Raw genomic sequence first — 18,864 nt, 5'->3', positions numbered from 1 at the left:
CCCCAACGGGAGGGGACGGGCCGGAGGGGCCTTGTTCGTGGACGTAAAGCGCCAGCAGTCCACGAACAAGGCCCCGCAGGCCCGTCACCGCACCCACCACAAACCCAGCCCGCCGCAGGCGCAACGGCCAGACGCCCCGCGGCACCGCAGACAGCTACATGCGGGGCGCCGCAAAGCGCAACGGCGAGACGACCCGCGGGGTCGCAGACGGGTACGCGCGGGCGCGCCGCAAACCACACCGGCGAGCAACCCCGACGGCGGGACGGCCAGGTACGTGGGAGGAAAGCCAAGCGCAGCGACCCGCGGCGGGAGAGACAGGTACGTGGGGCGAATAGACTCGGCTGCCGTGGATATGACGCTCCAAGATCCCCTCGTGGGTCAGCTGCTCGACGGCCGCTATCGCGTCCAGGCGCGGATCGCCGCAGGGGGGATGGCCACGGTCTACCGGGCCGTGGACACCCGCCTCGACCGGGTGCTCGCGCTGAAGGTGATGCACCCGGGCCTCGCCGAGGACGGTGCGTTCGTCGAGCGCTTCATCCGGGAGGCGAAGTCCGTCGCGCGGCTGTCGCACCCGAACGTGGTGGGCGTCTTCGACCAGGGCACCGACGGTACGTACGTCTATCTGGCGATGGAGTACGTCGCCGGCTGCACCCTGCGGGACGTGCTGCGCGAGCGCGGCGCCCTGCAGCCGCGGGCCGCGCTGGACATCCTGGAGCCGATCCTGGCGGCGCTCGGGGCCGCGCACCGCGCCGGGCTCGTGCACCGCGACATGAAGCCCGAGAACGTCCTGATCGGCGACGACGGGCGGGTCAAGGTCGCCGACTTCGGGCTGGTGCGGGCGGTGGACACGAACACCACCGCCTCGACCGGCTCGGTGCTGGGGACGGTCTCCTACCTGGCGCCCGAGCAGCTGGAGCACGGCACCGCGGACGCCCGGGTCGACGTGTACGCGTGCGGCGTGGTGCTCTACGAGATGCTCACCGGCGCCAAGCCGCACACCGGCGGTTCCGTGGCGCAGGTGCTCTACCAGCACCTGCACGAGGACGTCACGCCGCCGTCCGAGCGGGTGCCGGGGCTCGCCGGGCAGCTGGACGAGCTGGTCGCGCTGGCCACCGTCCGGGATCCGCAGGCGCGCCCGCAGGACGCGGTGGCGCTGCTGTCGCGGGCCCGGGCGGCCCGGGCGGCGCTGACCGACGAGGAGCTGGACGTCGTCCCGCCGGGCGCCAACGAGGTGCCGGCGGACTCCGACGCGGAGGCCACGGACGTGATACCCCGGCCCGGTGGCGTACAGCTGCCGCTGCCGGGTGCGGACGAGGCGGCGCTGAACCGCACCAGCCGGCTGGAAGTGCCCCCGGTGCCGGAGGAGCGGACGGCTCGGCTGCGTCCGGTCCCGGCCGCGGCGCCCGCCGCGGCCGGCGGGCTGCTGCAGCGGCGCCGGCTGGCCACGATCATCGCGGCCGTGCTGCTGGTCCTCGGCGTGGGTACGGGCGTCTGGTACATCAATTTTGGCCAGTTCACCAGCGTTCCCCCGGTGCTGGACATGACGCAGGCCAAGGCCGCCAAGACGCTGCGGGACGCGGGGCTGGGCGTCAAGGTCGTGCGCGGTTTCAGCTCCAACGTGGCGCGCGGGCACGTGATGAAGACCGTCCCGGCGACCGGTGGGCGGATCCGCGGTACGGGGACGGTCACGATCACCGTCTCCCGTGGCCCGAATCACGTCACGGTGCCCGATCTGTCCGGGACTCCGGTCGCGGACGCCAAGCGGAAGCTGCGCGACCTCGGGCTGGTGCCGGGCACCGAGAGCCAGGACTTCGACAAGGAGGTCGCCGCGGGCTCGGTGATCCGTACGGACCCGGCCGCGGGCAGCAAGCGGCGGCCCGACACGGCGGTGGCGCTGGTCATCAGCCGGGGCGCCCAGATCGACATGCCCAGCGTGATCGGCAGCGACCGGGCGGACGCCGAGGCCGCGCTGCAGGCCAAGGGGCTGCATGTGAAGTTCGCCGAGGAGCCGGTGTTCTCGCCGCAGGACAAGGGCACGGTCGCCCGGCAGGACCCGGGGGTGGGGAAGCCGGTCGGCACGGGCGAGACGGTCACCCTCACGCTCTCCAAGGGCCCGGAGATGGTCCCGGTGCCCGATGTGACCGGCAAGAACGTCGAGGACGCCAAGAAGGAGCTGACCGCGCTCGGCTTCCGGGTCGAGGTGAAGAAGCCGTTCCTGTTCCCGCAGGACGAGGTGGACACCCAGTCCGTCGACCCGGGCGAGAAGGCGCCGAAGGGCAGCACGATCACGATCAAGCTGAAGGGCGCCCTGTAGCCGGGATGCCCCTCGGAACAGGGGGCCGTCCGGCGCCTGGCACCCTTGGAGGGTGAGCGAAACCCCCTCCCCCCAGGACGCCGGACGGTCCGCCCGGGCCCGTAATCCGGTCGGCGGCCATGTGCCGGTGGCCGGCGGGCTGGCCAAGACAGGTATCACCTACGCCCGCGAGATGGGCGCCGAGGCCGTGCAGGTCTTCGTGGCCAATCCGCGCGGCTGGGCGACGCCGCCCGGCAACCCCGAGCAGGACGAGGCGTTCCGGGCGGCCTGTGCGCTGCAGGGCCTGCCGGCGTACGTCCATGCGCCGTACCTGATCAACTTCGGTTCGCACACCGAGGCCACCGTGGAGCGGTCGGTGGAGTCGTTGCGTCACTCGCTGCGGCGCGGCCGGGACATCGGCGCGCTCGGGGTGGTCGTGCACACCGGGTCCGCGACCGGCGGCCGGCCGCGTGCGGAGGCGCTGGCGCAGGTCAGGGCACGGTTGCTGCCGCTGCTCGACGAGCTGACGCACCCCGACGACCCGGATCTGCTGCTGGAGTCGACCGCGGGTCAGGGCGCGTCGCTGTGTTCCCGGACCTGGGACTTCGGGCCGTACTTCGAGGCGCTGGACGCGCATCCGAAGCTGGGGGTCTGCCTGGACACCTGCCACATCTTCGCGGCGGGGCACGACCTGACCGGGCCGAACGGGACGCAGCAGACGCTCGACCTGCTGGTCGGGACGGTCGGCGAGGGGCGGCTGAAGCTGATCCACGCCAATGACTCCAAGGACGTGGTGGGCGCCCACAAGGACCGGCACGCGAACATCGGCGCCGGGCACATCGGCGAGGACGCGTTCCGGGCGCTGATGAGCCATCCGGCCACCGAGGGCGTCCCGCTGGTCATCGAGACGCCGGGCGGCAAGGAGGGGCACGCGGGGGACGTCGAGCGGCTGAAGAAGCTCCGGGACGGCTGACGGCGCGACCCGGCCGGGGTCAGAGCTCGGGGCCGTCCCCGGGCTCCTCCTGGTAGGAGTAGCGCTGCTCCTGCCAGGGGTCGCCCAGGTTGTGGTAGCCGCGCTCCTCCCAGAAGCCGCGGCGGTCGGCCCGCATGTACTCGATGCCGCGGACCCATTTGGGGCCCTTCCAGGCGTAGAGGTGCGGCACGATCAGCCGGACCGGGAAACCGTGCTCGGCGGTGAGCAGTTCCCCCGAGCGGTGGGTGGCGAAAATGCAGTTCTCGGCGGCAAAATCCGCCAGCCGGAGATTCGAGCTGAAGCCGTATTCGGCCCACACCATCACATGGGTGACATCGGGCGCGGGCGGCGCGAGATCAAGAATGGTCTTGGTGAGCACCCCGCCCCATTCGGCGCCCAGCATGCTGAATTTCGTCACGCAGTGCATGTCGGAGACGACCGTGGCATACGGCAGCGCCGTGAATTCTTCGTGCGACCAGCAGTGTTTCGCGTCGTCCGCGGTGGCGCCGAACGCGCGGAACTCCCAGCGTTCGGGGCGGAACTTCGGGACCGGGCCGTAATGCGTCACCGGCCAGCCCCGCTGGAGCCGCTGCCCCGGAGGAAGCTGCGGATGCTCCTCTTCGCGGCTTTCCGGCTGACCCATGCCCTCCATGTTGTCAGACCGGAAGGGGTGCCGATGACCAGGGAGGGAGAGAATCGGGCAACTCGTACTAAGCGTGTACTTACTGGACGGTCCGCCGAGGGCGGTGCGAGGATGCGCGGCACCTGCCCAGTTCTCGCGTGGAAGGAGCCCGCAGCCATGCAGGGCGACCCCGAGGTCATCGAATTCCTCAACGAGCAGCTGACCGCCGAGCTGACCGCCATCAACCAGTACTTCCTGCACGCCAAGATGCAGGAGAACTACGGCTGGACCAAGCTCGCGAAGTACACCCGCGCCGAATCGTTCGACGAGATGAAGCATGCGGAGGTGCTGACCGACCGGATTCTCTTCCTCGACGGGCTGCCGAATTACCAGCGGCTGTTCCACGTGCGGGTCGGCCAGACCGTCACCGAGATGTTCCAGGCGGACCGGCAGATCGAGGTCGAGGCGATCGACCGGCTCAAGCGCGGAATCGAGCTGATGCGCAGCAAGGGCGACATCACCTCGGCGAACATCTTCGAGGACATCCTCGCGGACGAGGAGCACCACATCGACTACCTCGACACCCAGCTGGAGCTGGTGGAGAAGCTCGGGGAGGCGCTGTACATCGCCCAGGTGATCGAGCAGCCGAGCTGACGGCTACGCGGCCTCCGGGAGCGCCGCGGGCCCCGCGGCGTCCTCCTCCGCGTCCGCCGGCGACAGCCCGTCCGCCGGCGACAACCCGGACGTCCGCTCTGCGGCCAGCGGGTCGGCGCCGTCCTCGATGAGCTCCCGGCGCGGGCAGGCGCCCCGTCCGAGCAGCGCCTGGATACGGCGCACGCAGTTGCCGCAGTCGGTGCCGGCCTTGCAGGCGGAGGCGATCTGGCGGGGCGTGCAGGCGCCCGTCGCCGCGTGCCGGCGGACCTGCTGCTCGGTGACCCCGAAGCAAGAGCAGACGTACACGCGGGGTCTCCTCCGTGAGGGGGCGGCTCGGGACGGTTCCGGCGACTGGTCGGCGGAAGGACCTCGTCGACCGGTCCAGCCGATCTTGAGTGAGGTTACCCTTACCTTACCCGGCACCTCCTGGCTCCACAACGCCCGGCGGGCCCCGGACGACGCAGTGGGGCGCGGATCACAGATCCGCGCCCCACTCACGTTCACCGGCGATCACTGATCGCGGTACATCTCCGCCACCAGGAAGGCCAGGTCCAGCGACTGGCTGCGGTTGAGCCGCGGGTCGCAGGCGGTCTCGTAGCGCTGGTGCAGGTCGTCGACGAAGATCTCGTCGCCGCCGCCCACGCACTCGGTGACGTCGTCGCCGGTCAGCTCGACGTGGATGCCGCCCGGGTGCGTGCCGAGGCCCTTGTGGACCTCGAAGAAGCCCTTGACCTCGTCCAGCACGTCGTCGAAGCGCCGGGTCTTGTGCCCGGAGGCCGCCTCGAAGGTGTTGCCGTGCATCGGGTCGCAGATCCAGGCGACCTGCGCGCCGGAGGCGGTGACCTTGTCGACCAGCTCGGGGAGCTTGTCGCGGATCTTGTCCGCGCCCATGCGGGTGATGAAGGTCAGCCGGCCCGGCTCACGCTCCGGGTCGAGGCGCTCGATGAGGGTGAGCGCGTCCTCCGCGGTGGTCGTCGGGCCCAGCTTGACGCCGATCGGGTTGCGGATGCGGGAGGCGAACTCGATGTGCGCGTGGTCCAGCTGCCGGGTCCGCTCGCCGATCCAGAGCATGTGCCCGGAGACGTCGTAGAGCTTGCCGGTGCGCGAGTCCACCCGGGTCAGCGCCGACTCGTAGTCGAGCACCAGCGCCTCGTGGGAGGAGTAGAACTCCACCGTCCGGAACTCCTCCGGGTCCACCCCGCAGGCGTTCATGAAGTTCATCGCCCGGTCGATCTCGCGGGCCAGCGCCTCGTAGCGCTGCCCCGAGGGCGAGGACTTCACGAAGTCCTGGTTCCAGGCGTGCACCTGGCGCAGGTCGGCGTAGCCGCCGGTGGTGAAGGCGCGCACGAGGTTCAGGGTCGCCGCGGAGGCGTGGTACATCCGCTTCAGCCGCTGCGGGTCCGGAATGCGGGCCGCCTCGGTGAACTCGAAGCCGTTGACGGAGTCGCCGCGGTACGTCGGCAGGGTCACGCCGTCACGGGTCTCGGTGGGCTTGGAGCGCGGCTTGCTGTACTGGCCGGCGATCCGGCCGACCTTGACCACCGGCACCGAGCCGGCGTAGGTCAGGACGGCGCCCATCTGCAGGAGGGTCTTGAGCTTGTTGCGGATGTGCTCGGCGGAGACGGCGTCGAAGGCCTCCGCGCAGTCGCCGCCCTGGAGCAGGAACGCCTCACCACGGGCGACGGCTCCCAGGCGCTCACGCAGCTGGTCGCACTCGCCCGCGAAGACGAGCGGCGGATAGGACTCGAGCTCCGCGATCACATCGCGCAGAGCCTCGTGGTCCGGCCAGTCGGGCTGCTGCGCCGCGGGAAGGTGTCGCCAGGTGTTGCCACCGGCGTGGGTTTCAGCGTTCACGGTCACATGCCCCACATTACGGGGTCCGGTGGGGGTGTCCGTCCGGCATCCGGACTGTGAGACGCACGGCACCCGGACGGTCCGGTAGGGTGCGCCGCATGTGCACGCGATCGATGCCGACCATGAACTGGTGGTGGACCGCTCATCCGGCGGCCCACTGATTCGCGCGCACATCCCACACTCCGCGAAGGCCGCCCGAGGGGCGGCCTTCGGCGTTTCCGGCGGTCGTCCCCCTCCCCCGGCCTTTCCGGCCCACCCGGAAGGAACCGCCATGCACCGCGTACGACCCGACGACCGCCCCGATGCCGCCGCGCTCGTCCGGCGGCTGCTCGACCCCGCCGGCCCCCCGTTCGCCCTGCTGCGCCGCCGCTCCCCCGGCCGGGAGGACGGTGAGACCGTCGAGGTGCTGATCGGGGAGATCACCGAGGTCGAGCGGCTGGCGGACATCCCACTGGGTGGGACGGCGCCCGGCGCGCCGGTGACCGACGCGCTCGCGCTGGTCCCCTTCCGGCAGATCCGCGAGCGCGGCTTCCACGCCCATGACGACGGCACCCCGCTGGCCGTACTGCGCCCCGATGAGACCTGCGAGCTGCCGCTGGACGAGGTGCTGGCGGCGCTGCCCGCGCACGACGTACGGGTGGCGGACGGGGCGTTCGACGTGTCGGACGAGCGGTACGCGGAGATCGTCGAGCGGGTGGTGCGGGAGGAGATCGGCACCGGCGAGGGCGCCAACTTCGTCATCCGCCGGACCTTCGAGGGCTCGATCGCGGACTTCTCGGCGGCCGACGCGCTGGCGCTGTTCCGGCGGCTGCTGGCCGGCGAGCGCGGCGCGTACTGGACGTACGTCGTGCACCGCCCCGGTGTGCGCACGCTGGTCGGCGCCAGCCCGGAGGTCCACGTCCGGATGACAGGTGGGCTCAGCGAGCGCGAAGCGCTCTCCTCCCGGGGCGGTGGCGGGCGACGGGCGGGCACCGTCGTGATGAATCCGATCAGCGGCACCTACCGGTACCCGGCCGGCGGCCCCACCGCGGAGAGCCTGCTGGCGTTCCTCGGAGACCGCAAGGAGGTCGAGGAGCTGTCCATGGTGGTGGACGAGGAGCTCAAGATGATGTGCACGGTCGGCGACCGGGGCGGGGTGGTGATCGGGCCCCGGCTCAAGGAGATGGCGCACCTCGCCCACACCGAGTACGAGCTGCGCGGCCGGTCCACCCTCGATGTGCGCGAGGTGCTGAAGGAGACGATGTTCGCGGCGACGGTCACCGGGTCGCCGGTGCAGAACGCCTGCCGGGTCATCGAGCGGCACGAGCCGGTCGGCCCGGACGGGCGGGGGCGCGGCTACTACGCGGGCGCGCTGGCGCTGATCGGCCGGGACGCGGGCGGGGCGCAGACGCTGGACTCGCCGATCCTGATCCGGACCGCGGACATCACCGCCGGGGGCCGGCTGCGGGTGCCGGTCGGCGCCACGCTGGTGCGCGCCTCCGACCCGGAGAGCGAGGTCGCCGAGACGCATGCGAAGGCGGCGGGCGTACTGACCGCGCTGGGCGTACGCCAGGCACCGGCGCGGTCGGCGGACGGCGGGCGGCCGCCGCGGCTGGCCGACGATCCGCGGGTGCGCGCCGCCCTGGACGCCCGCCGCGCGGACCTGGCGCCGTTCTGGCTGCGGATGCAGACCACCGCGCCGACCGCCGAGCTGAGCGGGCACGCGCTGGTGGTCGACGCGGAGGACACCTTCACCGCGATGCTGGCGCATCTGCTGCGGACGTCGGGGCTGACGGTGACGGTGCGCCGGTTCGACGAGCCGGGGCTGCGCGCGGCGGCCCTGGCGCACGAGGGGCCGGTCGTGCTGGGCCCGGGGCCGGGCGATCCGTCGGACCCGGCCGATCCGAAGATGCGCTTCCTGCGGTCGCTGACCGCGGAGCTGGTCGCCCGGCACCGGCACGGCCTGTTGGGCGTCTGCCTGGGCCACGAACTGCTCGCCGCGGAGCTGGGTCTGGAGATCGTCCGCAAGGAGGTGCCCTTCCAGGGGGCGCAGGAGCGGATCGACTTCTTCGGGCGGCCCGAGACGGTCGGCTTCTACAACACCTTCACGGCCCGCTGCGACGACCGCACGGAGGCCGAACTGGCCATGCACCGGGTGGAGTTGAGCCGGGACGCGGAGTCCGGCGAGGTGCATGCGCTGCGCGGTCCGGGCTTCGCGGGGGTGCAGTTCCACCCGGAGTCGGTGCTGACCCTGGACGGGGCCGCGGTCACCGCGCAGCTGCTGGCAGCTGTCCTCGTGTGACCAGCATGTTCTCGTTGGTGCGGTGGGCGAGGTAGTCCTCGACGTTGGTCACGGTGGCCTCGGTGATCTGGCCCACCGCATCCTCGGTGAAGTACGCCTGGTGCGAGGTGACCAGCACGTTGGCGAAGGTCATCAGGCGGGCGAGGGTGTCGTCGTCGATGACGTCCAGGGACCGGTCGTAGGAGAAGAGCCCGGACTCCTCCTCGTAGACGTCCAGCGCGACACCGGTGAGCCTGCCGGCCTTGAGCGTGCGGACCAGCGCACGGGTGTCGACCAGGCCGCCGCGGCCGGTGTTGACCAGGATGGCGTCGTCCTTCATGAGGGCCAGCGCGGCGGCGTCGACGAGGTGCCGGGTCTCGTCCGTCAGCGGGAGGTGCAGGGAGATCAGGTCGGCCTCGGCGAACAGCCGCTCGCGGGGGACGTACGTCATGCCCAGCGCCGTGCAGTGCGGGTTCTCGACGAGGTCCCAGCCCAGCAGGTCCATGCCGAAGCCGTGGGCGATCCTTGTGAACGCCCCGCCGATCCGGCCGGTGCCGAGCACGCCGGCGGTGCGGCCGCGCAGGTCGCGGCCCATCAGGCCGTTGAGCCGGAAGTCGAAGTTACGGGTGCGCCGGGCGGCCCGGACGATCTTGCGGTCGACGGCCAGCGCGAGCGCCCAGGCGAATTCCGCCACCGCGTACGGGGAGTAGTGGCAGACCCGGCCGATGCTCATCCCGAGATCGGCCGCGGCCTCCAGATCGATGTTGTTGAAGCCCGTGGAGCGCTGGGCGACCATCTTCGTCCCGCCGGCCGCGAGGGTCTGCAGCACGTCGGCGCCCAGGTCGGCGTTGACGTCGGAGCTGACGACCTCGTAGCCGTGGGCGATCGGGGCGGTGTCGCGGTTGAGGACCACGTCCAGGCTGCGGACCTGGTGGCGGCCGGCGAAGGCGCGCTCCAGGAACGGCCGCTCGTCCGCCTGCACGCCGAAGGCGACGATCTCCACGTTCCCTCCCGCCGGTACGTGCTCACCAGGAGCAAGGGGCCGGATATGTCGTGTACGGCGAATATACGGCCCCTGGCCCGGCGGTGCCGCCCGGAGCGGCGGCGCCCTGGTCAGCCGAAGAAGACCCCGGCCTCGGCGTAGAGCGCCGGGTCGACGGTCTTCAGCTTGGCGGTCGCCTCGGAGATCGGCACCCGGACGATGTCGGTGCCGCGCAGCGCGACCATCGTGCCGAAGTCGCCGTCGTGCACCGCCTCGATGGCGTGCAGGCCGAAACGGGTGGCCAGCCAGCGGTCGAAGGCGCTGGGCGTACCGCCGCGCTGGGTGTGGCCGAGGACGGTGGTCCGGGCCTCCTTGCCGGTGCGCGCTTCGATCTGCTTGGCCAGCCACTCCCCCACGCCGGAGAGCCGGACGTGGCCGAAGGAGTCCTGGGAGTCGTCCTTGAGCACCATCTGGCCGTCCTTGGGCATCGCGCCCTCGGCGACCACCACGATCGGGGCGTAGCGGACCTTGAAGCGGGACTCGATCCACCCGCAGACCTGATCGACGTCGAAGCGCTGCTCGGGGATGAGGATGACGTTGGCGCCGCCGGCGAGGCCGGAGTGCAGCGCGATCCAGCCGGCGTGCCGGCCCATGACCTCGACGACCAGGACCCGCATGTGCGATTCGGCGGTGGTGTGCAGCCGGTCGATGGCCTCGGTGGCGACGCCGACGGCGGTGTCGAAGCCGAAGGTGTAGTCCGTGGCCGAGAGGTCGTTGTCGATGGTCTTGGGGACGCCGACGCAGGGGACGCCGAACTCGCCGGACAGCCGGGTCGCGACGCCGAGGGTGTCCTCGCCGCCGATCGCGATCAGCGCCTCGACCTCCTGCTTGGCGAGGGTCTCCTTGATCCGGCGGACGCCGTCCTGTGCCGTGAAGGGGTTGGTCCGCGAGGAGCCGAGGATCGTGCCGCCGCGGGGCAGGGTGCCGCGCACCGCGGGGATGTCCAGCGGCACCGTGTCGTTCTCCAGCGGCCCGCGCCAGCCGTCCCGGAAGCCGAGGAAGTCGTAGCCGTATTCCTGGGTGCCCTTGCGGACGATTGCCCTGATCACCGCGTTCAGTCCGGGGCAGTCGCCGCCGCCGGTCAGTACTCCGACCCGCATCGCTGCAATCACCTACATCCCGTCAGTGGCCGCGCACGGCCGTGGTTGAGCTGACGCCGGTCACGCTAATGGTGATCTGGGTCACTCCGGGATGCCGGAAGCGGCGATTCCGGTGATTTTTCGGGGAGTTGACACCCCCACTTCACCCGTACGAGCGGATCGATCATGCCCGGCCGCCGTCTCCCCCTCCGGGAGGCCGGCCCGGGCGCGGCTTCAGTCCTCGTCCAGACCGCGCTCTATCGCGTACCGCACCAGCTCGACGCGGTTGTGCAACTGCAGCTTGCCGAGGGTGTTCTGGACGTGGTTCTGCACCGTGCGGTGCGAGATGACCAGCCGCTCGGCGATCTGCTTGTACGAGAGGCCCTTGGCGACCAGGCGCAGCACCTCGGTCTCCCGCTCCGTCAGCCGCGGGGCGCCCGGCTCGTCGGCGGTCGCCGGCGCCGGCTCGGTGGCCAGCCGGCGGTACTCGCCGAGCACCAGGCCCGCGAGGCCGGGGGTGAACACCGCGTCCCCGGCGGCCGTGCGCCGCACCGCGTCCAGCAACTCCTCGGTGCTCGCCGACTTCAGCAGATAGCCGGTCGCACCGGACTTGACCGCCTCCAGCACATCGGCGTGCTCCCCGCTCGCCGACAGCACCAGCACCCGCAGCGCCGGATTGGCGCCGACCAGCTCCTGGCAGACCCGTACGCCGGGCAGGCCCGGCAGATTGAGGTCCAGCACCAGCACGTCCGGCGAGGCGGCCTGCGCCCGGCGGACCGCCTGGAGGCCGTCACCGGCCGTCGCCACCACCTCGAACCCGGCCTCGGCCAGGTCCCGCGCCACCGCGTCGCGCCACATCGGGTGGTCGTCGACCACCATCACCTTCAGGCCCGTCTGCTCCGTCATGCCCGGGTCTTCCCCCGCCTTCCGCCCTCGGGCGCCGTGCCCTTGGGGACCGTCAACTCCACTTCCGTGCCCTGGCCGGGGACCGACACCCATTCCGCGGTGCCGCCGAGGTCCCGCAGCCGGCCGCGGATCGACAGGGCCACCCCCAGGCGGCCCTCGCGCTCGGCGTCCGCGAGGCGGCCCTCGGGGATGCCGGGGCCGTCATCGCGGACCGTCACGACCACCGCGTGCGGTTCGTCCTCCACCAGGATCCATGCCTGGGCGCCGTCCCCCGCATGGACCCGTACATTGTCCAACGCGGCACTGACAGCGGCCGCGAGCTCCGCCGCCGCGGCGGCCGGCAGCTCGACCGGGGCGCCCGGCTCGGAGAAGGTCACCCCGGCACCCGCGTACGGCGCGAGCAGCGCCCGGACGTCACAGGGCCCGTCGGCGGCCGGCGGCAGGGGCGGCACGGGCACCGCGGCCGGCGTCGGCGCCGGGACCGGGGCGGGCGGCCGCGACACCGGGCCGCCGGAGACCAGGGTGCGCAGCGCGACCTCCTGCTCGCCCGCCATCCGGCCCAGCTCCGCCGCCTCGCCGCCGATCGCGGCACCGCGCCGCTGCACCATCGCCAGGACCTGCAGCACGCTGTCGTGGATGTCGCGGGCCAGCCGCTCCCGTTCGCGGGTGGCGGCCTCGACCTGCAGGGCCCGGGCGAGAGTGCGCTCACTGGCCCGGGCGACCTCGACGACGTAACCGAGGCCGACGCTGGCCACCCACACCAGGATCACGTTGTGGAGGGTGTCGCGGGCCAGCACCTCGCGTTCGGCGAGGTTGGCGGCCGCCACGGCGCTGGAGGCCACCGCGGCCCAGCGCCAGCCGCCCTTGATCGCGAAGCCGAGGACGGCGCCGGCCGCCCAGATGGAGGGCAGCGTGGGCGAGCCGCCCATGATGCGCGCGTGGCTGTCGACCACCGTCGTCAGCAGGATGCCGCCCACCGCGAAGCTCAGGTCGGCGATGAGGAAGCGGCGGGTGCAGCGCTCCGGCGAGGTCGTCCGCCGCCAGGTCAGCGCCATCCAGAGGGTGAGCGCGCCCAGGTAGGCGGCGGCCACCAGCGGGTGCTCGTACTTGCGGTACGACATCGCGTCCAGCGCGAGGACGTAGAGGAGGGTGAGGATCCGGTAGCCGGTGAGCGCACGCCACAGCGGCAGCTCGACGGACATCCGCAGCACCTTCGGAGGGCGCTTGCCGTGGCGCCGGGCGGCGGCCATGCCGCCGGTCACCGTCCGTATGTCCGCATCCGTCATTGCCGGCCCCCACCCCTCACCGGACGCACCCGCGCCCGGCCTCGGCCCTGCCCGTCCTTGTCGGCCTATTCGGCGGCGGCCTTCTTGGCCTGCTCCGCCTCGGCCTTCTTCTTCGCCTCCGCGGCCTTCGCCGCGTCCGCGATCTGCCGCTTGGCGGCGGTCGCGTAGATGTCCACGTACTCCTGGCCGGAGAGCTTCATGATCTCGTACATGACCTGGTCGGTGACCGACCGCAGGATGAAGCGGTCGCCCTCCATGCCCTGGTAGCGGGTGAAGTCCAGCGGCTTGCCGATGCGGATCCCCGGCCGGATCATCTTCGGCACGACCTTGCCCGGAGGCTGCACCTTCTCGGTGTCGATCATCGCCACGGGGATGACCGGCGCGCCGGTGGCCAGCGCCACCCGGGCCAGACCGCCCGGCTTGCCACGGTAGAGCCGGCCGTCCGGGGAGCGGGTGCCCTCCGGGTAGATGCCGAACAGCTCACCGCGCCTGAGGACCTCTATGCCGCTCTTGATCGCCGCCTCGCCCGCGCCGCGGGCGCCCGAGCGGTCCACCGGCAGCTGGCCCACGCCCTTGAAGAACGCGGCGGTCAGCTTGCCCTTGACGCCCGGGGAGGTGAAGTACTCCGACTTCGCGATGAAGGTGACCTTGCGGTCGAGCACCGCGGGCAGGAAGAACGAGTCCGAGAAGGACAGGTGGTTGCTCGCGAGGATCGCCGGACCGTCGGCGGGAACGTTCTCGATGCCTTCCACCCACGGCCTGAAGGCAAGCTTCAGCGGTCCCCCGATGGAAAACTTCATTGCGCCGTAGATCAACCGACTGCCTCCTGTGTGTGACGCAAAGACCTTAACCTGCCCGGGTGGCACGCTCGCCCCGACCGGGCGTCCAAGGCCTCCGGGGAGTCCGGCGGTCCGGCCGGGCCGCGCGCCGTCGGACCTATCCGCCCGCCGTCACTTTGCGTACCCTGAGGTAACTCGCCAGGTCCCTTCATCGAACGGAGTCCCCCGGTGCCGCTCCTTCCCGGAGCCGAGCCGTTCCGCCGCGACGGCGGAGAGGTCGGCGTCCTTGTGTGCCACGGCTTCACCGGCTCCCCCCAGTCCCTGCGCCCCTGGGCCGAATATCTTGCCGACCGGGGGCTGACCGTCTCCCTTCCGCTGCTGCCCGGTCACGGCACCCGCTGGCAGGACCTGCAGATCACGACCTGGCAGGACTGGTACGCCGAGGTCGACCGCGAGCTGCGGGCGCTGACCGAGCGCTGCTCGAAGGTCTTCGTCTGCGGCCTGTCGATGGGCGGCGCGCTGGCGCTCCGGCTGGCCGCCAAACACGGCGCCGCGGTCAGCGGGGTGGTCGTGGTCAACCCGGCCAACAAGGTCCATGATGCCGCGGCGCCGCTGCTTCCGGTGCTGCGCCATCTGGTCCGCACGACCAAGGGCGTGTCCAACGACATCGCCAAGCCCGGCGCCGAGGAGCTGGCCTACGCCCGGGTGCCGTTGCACGCCGCGTACTCGCTGCGCCGGTTCTTCCAGCTGGTGGACTCCGAACTCCCGTCCGTCACCCAGCCGTTGCTGGTGATGACCAGCCCGCAGGACCACATCGTCCCGCCGGTGGACTCCGAGCGGATCCTCGCCCGGGTCTCCTCGACGGACGTCCGGCAGACCCTGCTGGAGCGCAGCTACCACGTCGCCCCGCTCGACCACGACGCGGAGAAGATCTTCGAGGACACCTTCGCCTTCGTCTCCCGGCTCGCCCCGCAGGCGGGCGCGGACACCGTGGACGCGGCCCGGAAGGGGACGGCGGCCAGTGGCGGAGCGTAGCCCCCGCGACCCCCGGGACCCGCTGGACGAGGAAGCCGCCTGGGCGGAGATCGTCGCGGGCTACGGCAAGCAGCCGTCGTTCCCCGCGGACGACGACGCGCCCGCCCAGCGGCCCGACGAGGACGGCGGGGCGAAGGACCGCAAGGGCGGGCCCGGCGACCCGGGGAAGGCCGGCACCGACCGCCCGGGCAGCTTCGTGGTCTACGCACCGGGCGTCGGCCCGCGGGACTGGAACGCCGCCGAACCGTCCGACGACGACTTCGACGAGACCGACGAGGGCCACTTCACCCCGCCCGAGCCGCCGCCGCTGCCGAAGGCCGACACCACCACCAAGTTCGCCTGGCTCGCGGTGCTCGGCGGCCCGCTGCTGCTGATCGCCCTGGTGGTCTTCGAGCAGCCGGTGACGTGGTGGAGCACGGTCCTGGGCATCGGCGGCTTCCTCGGCGGCTTCGCCACGCTCGTGGCCCGGATGAAGAACGACGACGAGGACGACGACCAGCTGCCGGGCGGCGGCGCGGTGGTGTGAGTCAGTCCCCGGCCGGCACCCGCAGGGCGGCCAGCACCGGCAGATGATCCGAGGCGGCCAGCAGGTCCGCCTCGCGTACGCCGGGTAGCCCGTGCGGCACCCCGCAGCCCAGCACCTCGACGCCGTCCGTGGTGAGGACGGCGTCGATGCGCTGCACCGGCTGGTGGGGTGTGGAGGTGAACTCCCCGCCCCACGGCTCGGCCGCCCAGGCGTCCGTGAGCCGGTCCGCCAGCCGCCGGAAGCTGCGGCCCTCCGGCCGGTCGTTCAGATCCCCGCCGACGACCGCGTGCCGCGTCCCGAGGCCGGCCAGCCGCTCCAGCAGCAGCCCGGCCTGCTCGTACCGCTCCCGGTCGGCGAGGCTGAGGTGAGCGCTCACGACGCCGAGCCGGGCCCCGCCGATCCGGACCACGGCGGTGGCGAGACCGCGCTGGTGCAGGCCGGGGGTGCGGGGCAGCAGGACGTCCTCGGTGCGCTCCACATGGGCGCGGAGCGTGGCGAGGATCATCGGGCCCGCGGTCGTCCCGCCGCCGGTGACGTACACCAGACCCGCCGACCGGGCCAGCCGCTCGGCGGCCTTGCGCCAGCGGAAGAACCGCGGCGCCTCCTGGATCAGCACGAGATCGGCGGCGCAGGCCCGGATGACCCTGGCCAGCGCCGCCCGGTCGTCGCGCATCGAGCGGATGTTGTAGCTGAGCACGCGGACCCGTACGGCGTCCTCCTCGGTGCCGGACGCCGGGAGTCCGGGGTGCTCGGCCACCACCGCGGTCAGCCCTGGCGCGCCAGGTCGGCCGCCCCCACCAGTCCCGCCTTGCCGCCGAGCTGGGCGGCGAGGACCTGGGCGTGCGGCCGGTACTGGTTGCCGACCAGCCAGCGCCGGAAGGACTTGCGGATCGGTTCCAGGACCAGTTCGCCCTCGTCCGAGACGCCGCCGCCGACGATGAAGGCCGACGGGTCGAACAGCGAGGCGAGGTCGGCCAGGCCCGCACCGGCCCAGCGGGCCAGTTCGCGGAACGAGTCGATGGCGACCGGGTCGCCCTGGCGGGCGGCCTCGCTGACGTGCCGGCCCTCGATGCCCTCGGAGGTGCCGTCGCCGAGCGACAGCAGGATCTGGGCGTTCTCGGGGGTGGCGAAGGCGCGCTGCCTGGCGTAGCGCAGCAGGGCGCGGCCGGAGGCGTACTGCTCCCAGCAGCCCTGGCTGCCGCAGCCGCACAGCAGGCCGTCCGGCACGACCCGGATGTGGCCGAACTCCGCGGCGACGCCGAAGCGGCCGCGGCGCAGCTTGTTGCCGATGATGATGCCGCCGCCGAGGCCCGTGCCGAGGGTGATGCAGATGACGTCGCTGTGGCCCTGGCCGGCACCGAAGCGGTACTCGCCCCAGGCTGCGGCGTTGGCGTCGTTCTCGACGACGACGGGGAGGCCGACGCGCTGTTCGACCTTGTCCTTGAGCGGTTCGTGGCGCCAGTCGATGTTCGGTGCGAACAGGACCGTGGCGCGCTTCTCGTCGACGTAGCCGGCGGCCCCGATGCCCACTGCCTCGATGTGGTGGCCGGCACCTACCGTGCGGACCGCGTCCGCGATGGCCTCGGTCAGGGCATCGGTGGCCTGGGGGGTCGGTACCTTGCACGTCTCAAGGATCGAACCCTCTTCGTCGACCACGCCGGCCGCGATCTTCGTGCCGCCGATGTCGACGCCGATGGTGAGTCCCATGTGTCCCTCAGTTTTTCGCTCGAACCCCGCCGGGACCCACCGTACCGGAGCCCGGGTCAGTCGAGATCGATTCGCTCGGTGCCGGTGGGACCGTCGTCGTCCCGCGGGTCGTCGGCACGGCCGGTGCCGGGCCGTTCGGTGAGGTCGTCGCGGGTCCAGCGGCGCTCGCTGCGCTCGACGGCGGAGCGGTAGGCGGCGACGATTTCGGAGCCGGCCGCGGCGAGGTGGTCGAAGACGTCGGGGTTGCGCTCGATGACCGGTTCGACGGCGGCCCGGGCCTGCTTGAACAGCTGGCTGACGGCGCTCTGCGCGGCCGCCCCGCCGAGCGCGCCGGGCAGCTGGATGCCGGCGAGCTTGTCGGTGACCGCCTCGGCGAGCTTGCGCAGTTCCTCGGCGGCGCTGCCCGGCTGGGGGCCGTACTCGGACCGGCGGCGGGCCTTCTCCGCGGCGAGGTCCTCGGCGCAGGCGGCCTCCCAGGCGTCGGCGTCGGGCCCGGCCGCGCGGTCGGCGGGGCGCTCGGTGGCATCGCTCATGATGAACTCCGTGGACTGCTGCGGCGGGGCGGTACGGCGAGTCGGGACGGGTGCACGCGGGGGCGGTTTCCTGGCCCACCCCCGACGTTACCCGAACGGTGGTACCGCGTTCAGTCGCTCTTGGGCCACAGGCCGGGATCCGGGGTGAAGCGGATCTCCAGGACGCCGTCGCGCAGGCCGGCACCGGAGACGGAGCAGCGGCGCAGCGCGGAGGGCAGGGTGCGGATCCGGCGGAAGCGGCCGACCGTCACCACGATCTCGTCGCCGCGGCGCACCAGGCCGAGGCCCCGGCGCTCGGCACCGGGCAGCGGTACCCGCCAGGCCAGGATGCCGTCGGTGGCGAGCCGGTCCTCGACGGTCCAGGGGTCGCGGCGGTCGGCTGCGGCGGGGCCGGGGACGGCGATCCCGCCGTCCGGTCCGCCGATCAACTCGTCGAGCTCCGCGACGCCTTGGGGGTCGTGGCCCAGGTGCGGCACCTCGTGGACGGGGACGTCGGGGAACTCCTCGCGCAGCGCCTTGAGGGCGGTCTGCTGGCTGCCGGAGAGCGCGGCGAGGAAGGGGTCGGTGGAGCCGGTGGGCAGCAGCCGGTTGACGACCACGCCGTCGGTGCGGCGGCCGTGCAGGGCCAGGCCGGCGCGGATGGTGCGCAGGTTGGCGGCGGCGACCGGGCCGGCCTCGGTGACCAGGCGGACGGAGGTGCCGGGGTCGTCGATGGCCTGCTGGACAGCGGCGAGTTCGGTTTCCCAACGGCCGGCGGCCTCGTACAGCTTCTGGGCCGGCATGGGGACGCCGGCGAGCTGGGCGAGGACCGGGCGCAGCGCGCGGGCGGCCTGGCGCTCGGGCGGCAGCAGCCGGCGGAGGTAGCGGCGGACCTGGGCGGGGAGCGCCAGCAGCCGGATCGTTTCGGCCGCCGAGGGCATGTCGACGACGACCAGGTCCCAGTCGTCCGAGGCGTGTTCGGCGCGCAGCGCCTGGAGCAGGGCGAAGTCCTCGGCGCCGGGGAGTTCGGTCAGTTCGTCCTCGTCGAGGGGCGCGGCGCCCAGCAGGTCGAGGGCGGCGCCGGCGCGCTCCTGGAAGGCGAGGAATTCCTGGCGGAAGCGGTCGCCGGGGTCGATGCGCCGGGCGTGCAGGTTGGGCGCTATCCGGGTGGGCCGCTCGGCGCCGAGGGGGGTGCCCAGCACCGATTCGCAGGCGCTGGGCTCGGTGGTGAGCAGCAGGGCCCGGGCGCCCTGGCGGGCGCCGGCCAGGGCGGTCGCGGCGGCGAGCGTGGTGCGGCCCGCGCCGCCGGGGCCGGTGACGAGGACGGTGCGCACGC

General features: G+C 72.6%; 19 protein-coding genes. 7 read left to right on the top strand and 12 right to left on the bottom strand.

Features of this window, described 5'->3' with window-relative positions:
- The first annotated feature begins 352 nt into the window (after nucleotides 1-352).
- Nucleotides 353-2,314 (top strand): Stk1 family PASTA domain-containing Ser/Thr kinase, encoded by a 1,962-nt coding sequence (gene pknB, locus ACZ7MX_RS37605; RefSeq protein ID WP_472138932.1) that lies wholly within the window; start codon nucleotides 353-355, stop codon nucleotides 2,312-2,314.
- Between the two features lie 52 nt (nucleotides 2,315-2,366).
- The gene (locus ACZ7MX_RS37600) at nucleotides 2,367-3,266 is read left to right on the top strand and encodes a deoxyribonuclease IV (protein ID WP_472138924.1); all 900 of its coding nucleotides are present in this window, start codon (nucleotides 2,367-2,369) and stop codon (nucleotides 3,264-3,266) included.
- Between the two features lie 19 nt (nucleotides 3,267-3,285).
- On the opposite strand, the gene ACZ7MX_RS37595 is transcribed toward ACZ7MX_RS37600, so the two are convergent.
- On the bottom strand, nucleotides 3,286-3,909 hold the full coding sequence (locus ACZ7MX_RS37595; protein WP_030415484.1) for a sulfite oxidase-like oxidoreductase: 624 nt from the start codon (nucleotides 3,907-3,909) through the stop codon (nucleotides 3,286-3,288).
- Nucleotides 3,910-4,065: 156 nt separating this feature from the next.
- Here ACZ7MX_RS37595 and bfr point away from each other — a divergent pair, with 156 nt between their 5' ends.
- Nucleotides 4,066-4,542, top strand: coding sequence for a bacterioferritin (gene bfr, locus ACZ7MX_RS37590; RefSeq protein ID WP_472138922.1), 477 nt, complete (start codon nucleotides 4,066-4,068; stop codon nucleotides 4,540-4,542).
- 3 nt (nucleotides 4,543-4,545) lie between these two features.
- Here the strand turns inward: bfr and ACZ7MX_RS37585 are convergent, their stop codons facing one another.
- The gene (locus ACZ7MX_RS37585; RefSeq protein WP_472138920.1) at nucleotides 4,546-4,848 is read right to left on the bottom strand and encodes a (2Fe-2S)-binding protein; all 303 of its coding nucleotides are present in this window, start codon (nucleotides 4,846-4,848) and stop codon (nucleotides 4,546-4,548) included.
- A gap of 204 nt (nucleotides 4,849-5,052) precedes the next feature.
- A complete protein-coding gene (locus ACZ7MX_RS37580; protein ID WP_472138918.1) occupies nucleotides 5,053-6,402 on the bottom strand; it encodes a class II 3-deoxy-7-phosphoheptulonate synthase in 1,350 nt (449 codons plus the stop codon).
- Nucleotides 6,403-6,494: 92 nt separating this feature from the next.
- Between ACZ7MX_RS37580 and ACZ7MX_RS37575 the strand changes: the two genes are divergently transcribed.
- Both ACZ7MX_RS37575 and ACZ7MX_RS37570 read left to right on the top strand, forming a co-directional pair.
- Nucleotides 6,495-6,557 (top strand): trp operon leader peptide, encoded by a 63-nt coding sequence (locus tag ACZ7MX_RS37575; protein WP_472138930.1) that lies wholly within the window; start codon nucleotides 6,495-6,497, stop codon nucleotides 6,555-6,557.
- Between the two features lie 110 nt (nucleotides 6,558-6,667).
- Nucleotides 6,668-8,677: an anthranilate synthase family protein gene (locus ACZ7MX_RS37570; protein ID WP_472138916.1), complete on the top strand. Its 2,010-nt coding sequence runs from the start codon at nucleotides 6,668-6,670 to the stop codon at nucleotides 8,675-8,677.
- Here ACZ7MX_RS37570 and ACZ7MX_RS37565 read toward each other — a convergent pair.
- The 5 genes from ACZ7MX_RS37565 to ACZ7MX_RS37545 form a co-directional block, all read right to left on the bottom strand.
- Nucleotides 8,643-9,659 carry a 2-hydroxyacid dehydrogenase gene (locus ACZ7MX_RS37565; RefSeq protein ID WP_472138914.1) on the bottom strand — a complete coding sequence of 339 codons (1,017 nt, stop codon included), beginning with the start codon at nucleotides 9,657-9,659 and terminating at the stop codon, nucleotides 8,643-8,645. The genes ACZ7MX_RS37570 and ACZ7MX_RS37565 overlap by 35 nt on opposite strands.
- A 110-nt stretch (nucleotides 9,660-9,769) precedes the next feature.
- The gene (locus ACZ7MX_RS37560) at nucleotides 9,770-10,798 is read right to left on the bottom strand and encodes a 6-phosphofructokinase (RefSeq protein WP_472138913.1); all 1,029 of its coding nucleotides are present in this window, start codon (nucleotides 10,796-10,798) and stop codon (nucleotides 9,770-9,772) included.
- Nucleotides 10,799-11,011: 213 nt separating this feature from the next.
- Nucleotides 11,012-11,683 (bottom strand): response regulator, encoded by a 672-nt coding sequence (locus ACZ7MX_RS37555; protein ID WP_030415477.1) that lies wholly within the window; start codon nucleotides 11,681-11,683, stop codon nucleotides 11,012-11,014.
- Nucleotides 11,680-12,969 carry a MacS family sensor histidine kinase gene (macS, locus tag ACZ7MX_RS37550; protein ID WP_472138911.1) on the bottom strand — a complete coding sequence of 430 codons (1,290 nt, stop codon included), beginning with the start codon at nucleotides 12,967-12,969 and terminating at the stop codon, nucleotides 11,680-11,682. The genes ACZ7MX_RS37555 and macS overlap by 4 nt, the downstream gene beginning before the upstream one ends.
- 65 nt (nucleotides 12,970-13,034) lie before the next feature.
- Nucleotides 13,035-13,769 carry a lysophospholipid acyltransferase family protein gene (locus tag ACZ7MX_RS37545; protein WP_030415475.1) on the bottom strand — a complete coding sequence of 245 codons (735 nt, stop codon included), beginning with the start codon at nucleotides 13,767-13,769 and terminating at the stop codon, nucleotides 13,035-13,037.
- A 207-nt stretch (nucleotides 13,770-13,976) separates the two neighbouring features.
- Between ACZ7MX_RS37545 and ACZ7MX_RS37540 the strand changes: the two genes are divergently transcribed.
- Together ACZ7MX_RS37540 and ACZ7MX_RS37535 are read left to right on the top strand one after the other, a co-directional pair.
- Nucleotides 13,977-14,783, top strand: a complete 807-nt coding sequence (locus tag ACZ7MX_RS37540) for an alpha/beta hydrolase (RefSeq protein WP_472138909.1) — start codon at nucleotides 13,977-13,979, stop codon at nucleotides 14,781-14,783.
- Entirely contained in the window at nucleotides 14,770-15,309 is a 540-nt protein-coding gene (locus ACZ7MX_RS37535) for a hypothetical protein (protein ID WP_472138907.1), read from the top strand. The genes ACZ7MX_RS37540 and ACZ7MX_RS37535 overlap by 14 nt, the downstream gene beginning before the upstream one ends.
- A 1-nt stretch (nucleotide 15,310) precedes the next feature.
- Here the strand turns inward: ACZ7MX_RS37535 and ACZ7MX_RS37530 are convergent, their stop codons facing one another.
- The 4 genes from ACZ7MX_RS37530 to ACZ7MX_RS37515 form a co-directional block, all read right to left on the bottom strand.
- Nucleotides 15,311-16,066: an endonuclease/exonuclease/phosphatase family protein gene (locus tag ACZ7MX_RS37530; RefSeq protein WP_472138905.1), complete on the bottom strand. Its 756-nt coding sequence runs from the start codon at nucleotides 16,064-16,066 to the stop codon at nucleotides 15,311-15,313.
- 8 nt (nucleotides 16,067-16,074) lie between these two features.
- Entirely contained in the window at nucleotides 16,075-17,016 is a 942-nt protein-coding gene (locus tag ACZ7MX_RS37525) for an ROK family glucokinase (protein WP_030812873.1), read from the bottom strand.
- 56 nt (nucleotides 17,017-17,072) lie between these two features.
- Nucleotides 17,073-17,549 carry a DUF5304 domain-containing protein gene (locus ACZ7MX_RS37520; RefSeq protein WP_472138903.1) on the bottom strand — a complete coding sequence of 159 codons (477 nt, stop codon included), beginning with the start codon at nucleotides 17,547-17,549 and terminating at the stop codon, nucleotides 17,073-17,075.
- 110 nt (nucleotides 17,550-17,659) lie between these two features.
- Nucleotides 17,660-18,862: an ArsA family ATPase gene (locus tag ACZ7MX_RS37515; protein ID WP_472138901.1), complete on the bottom strand. Its 1,203-nt coding sequence runs from the start codon at nucleotides 18,860-18,862 to the stop codon at nucleotides 17,660-17,662.
- Nucleotides 18,863-18,864 lie beyond the last annotated feature (2 nt).

Source organism: Streptomyces sp. NPDC107765 (assembly GCF_055657085.1).
The sequence above is the reverse complement of the archived record's forward strand: the minus strand, read 5'-3'. Positions and strand labels throughout refer to the sequence as shown.

Bases quoted from the DNA above. Each gene is read 5' to 3' on its own strand.
- pknB (WP_472138932.1), top strand. From the start codon at position 353: ATGACGCTCCAAGATCCCCTCGTGGGTCAGCTGCTCGACGGCCGCTAT.
- ACZ7MX_RS37595 (WP_030415484.1), bottom strand. From the start codon at position 3,909: ATGGGTCAGCCGGAAAGCCGCGAAGAGGAGCATCCGCAGCTTCCTCCG.
- bfr (WP_472138922.1), top strand. From the start codon at position 4,066: ATGCAGGGCGACCCCGAGGTCATCGAATTCCTCAACGAGCAGCTGACC.
- ACZ7MX_RS37570 (WP_472138916.1), top strand. From the start codon at position 6,668: ATGCACCGCGTACGACCCGACGACCGCCCCGATGCCGCCGCGCTCGTC.
- ACZ7MX_RS37560 (WP_472138913.1), bottom strand. From the start codon at position 10,798: ATGCGGGTCGGAGTACTGACCGGCGGCGGCGACTGCCCCGGACTGAAC.
- ACZ7MX_RS37555 (WP_030415477.1), bottom strand. From the start codon at position 11,683: ATGACGGAGCAGACGGGCCTGAAGGTGATGGTGGTCGACGACCACCCG.
- macS (WP_472138911.1), bottom strand. From the start codon at position 12,969: ATGACGGATGCGGACATACGGACGGTGACCGGCGGCATGGCCGCCGCC.
- ACZ7MX_RS37545 (WP_030415475.1), bottom strand. From the start codon at position 13,769: ATGAAGTTTTCCATCGGGGGACCGCTGAAGCTTGCCTTCAGGCCGTGG.
- ACZ7MX_RS37525 (WP_030812873.1), bottom strand. From the start codon at position 17,016: ATGGGACTCACCATCGGCGTCGACATCGGCGGCACGAAGATCGCGGCC.
- ACZ7MX_RS37520 (WP_472138903.1), bottom strand. From the start codon at position 17,549: ATGAGCGATGCCACCGAGCGCCCCGCCGACCGCGCGGCCGGGCCCGAC.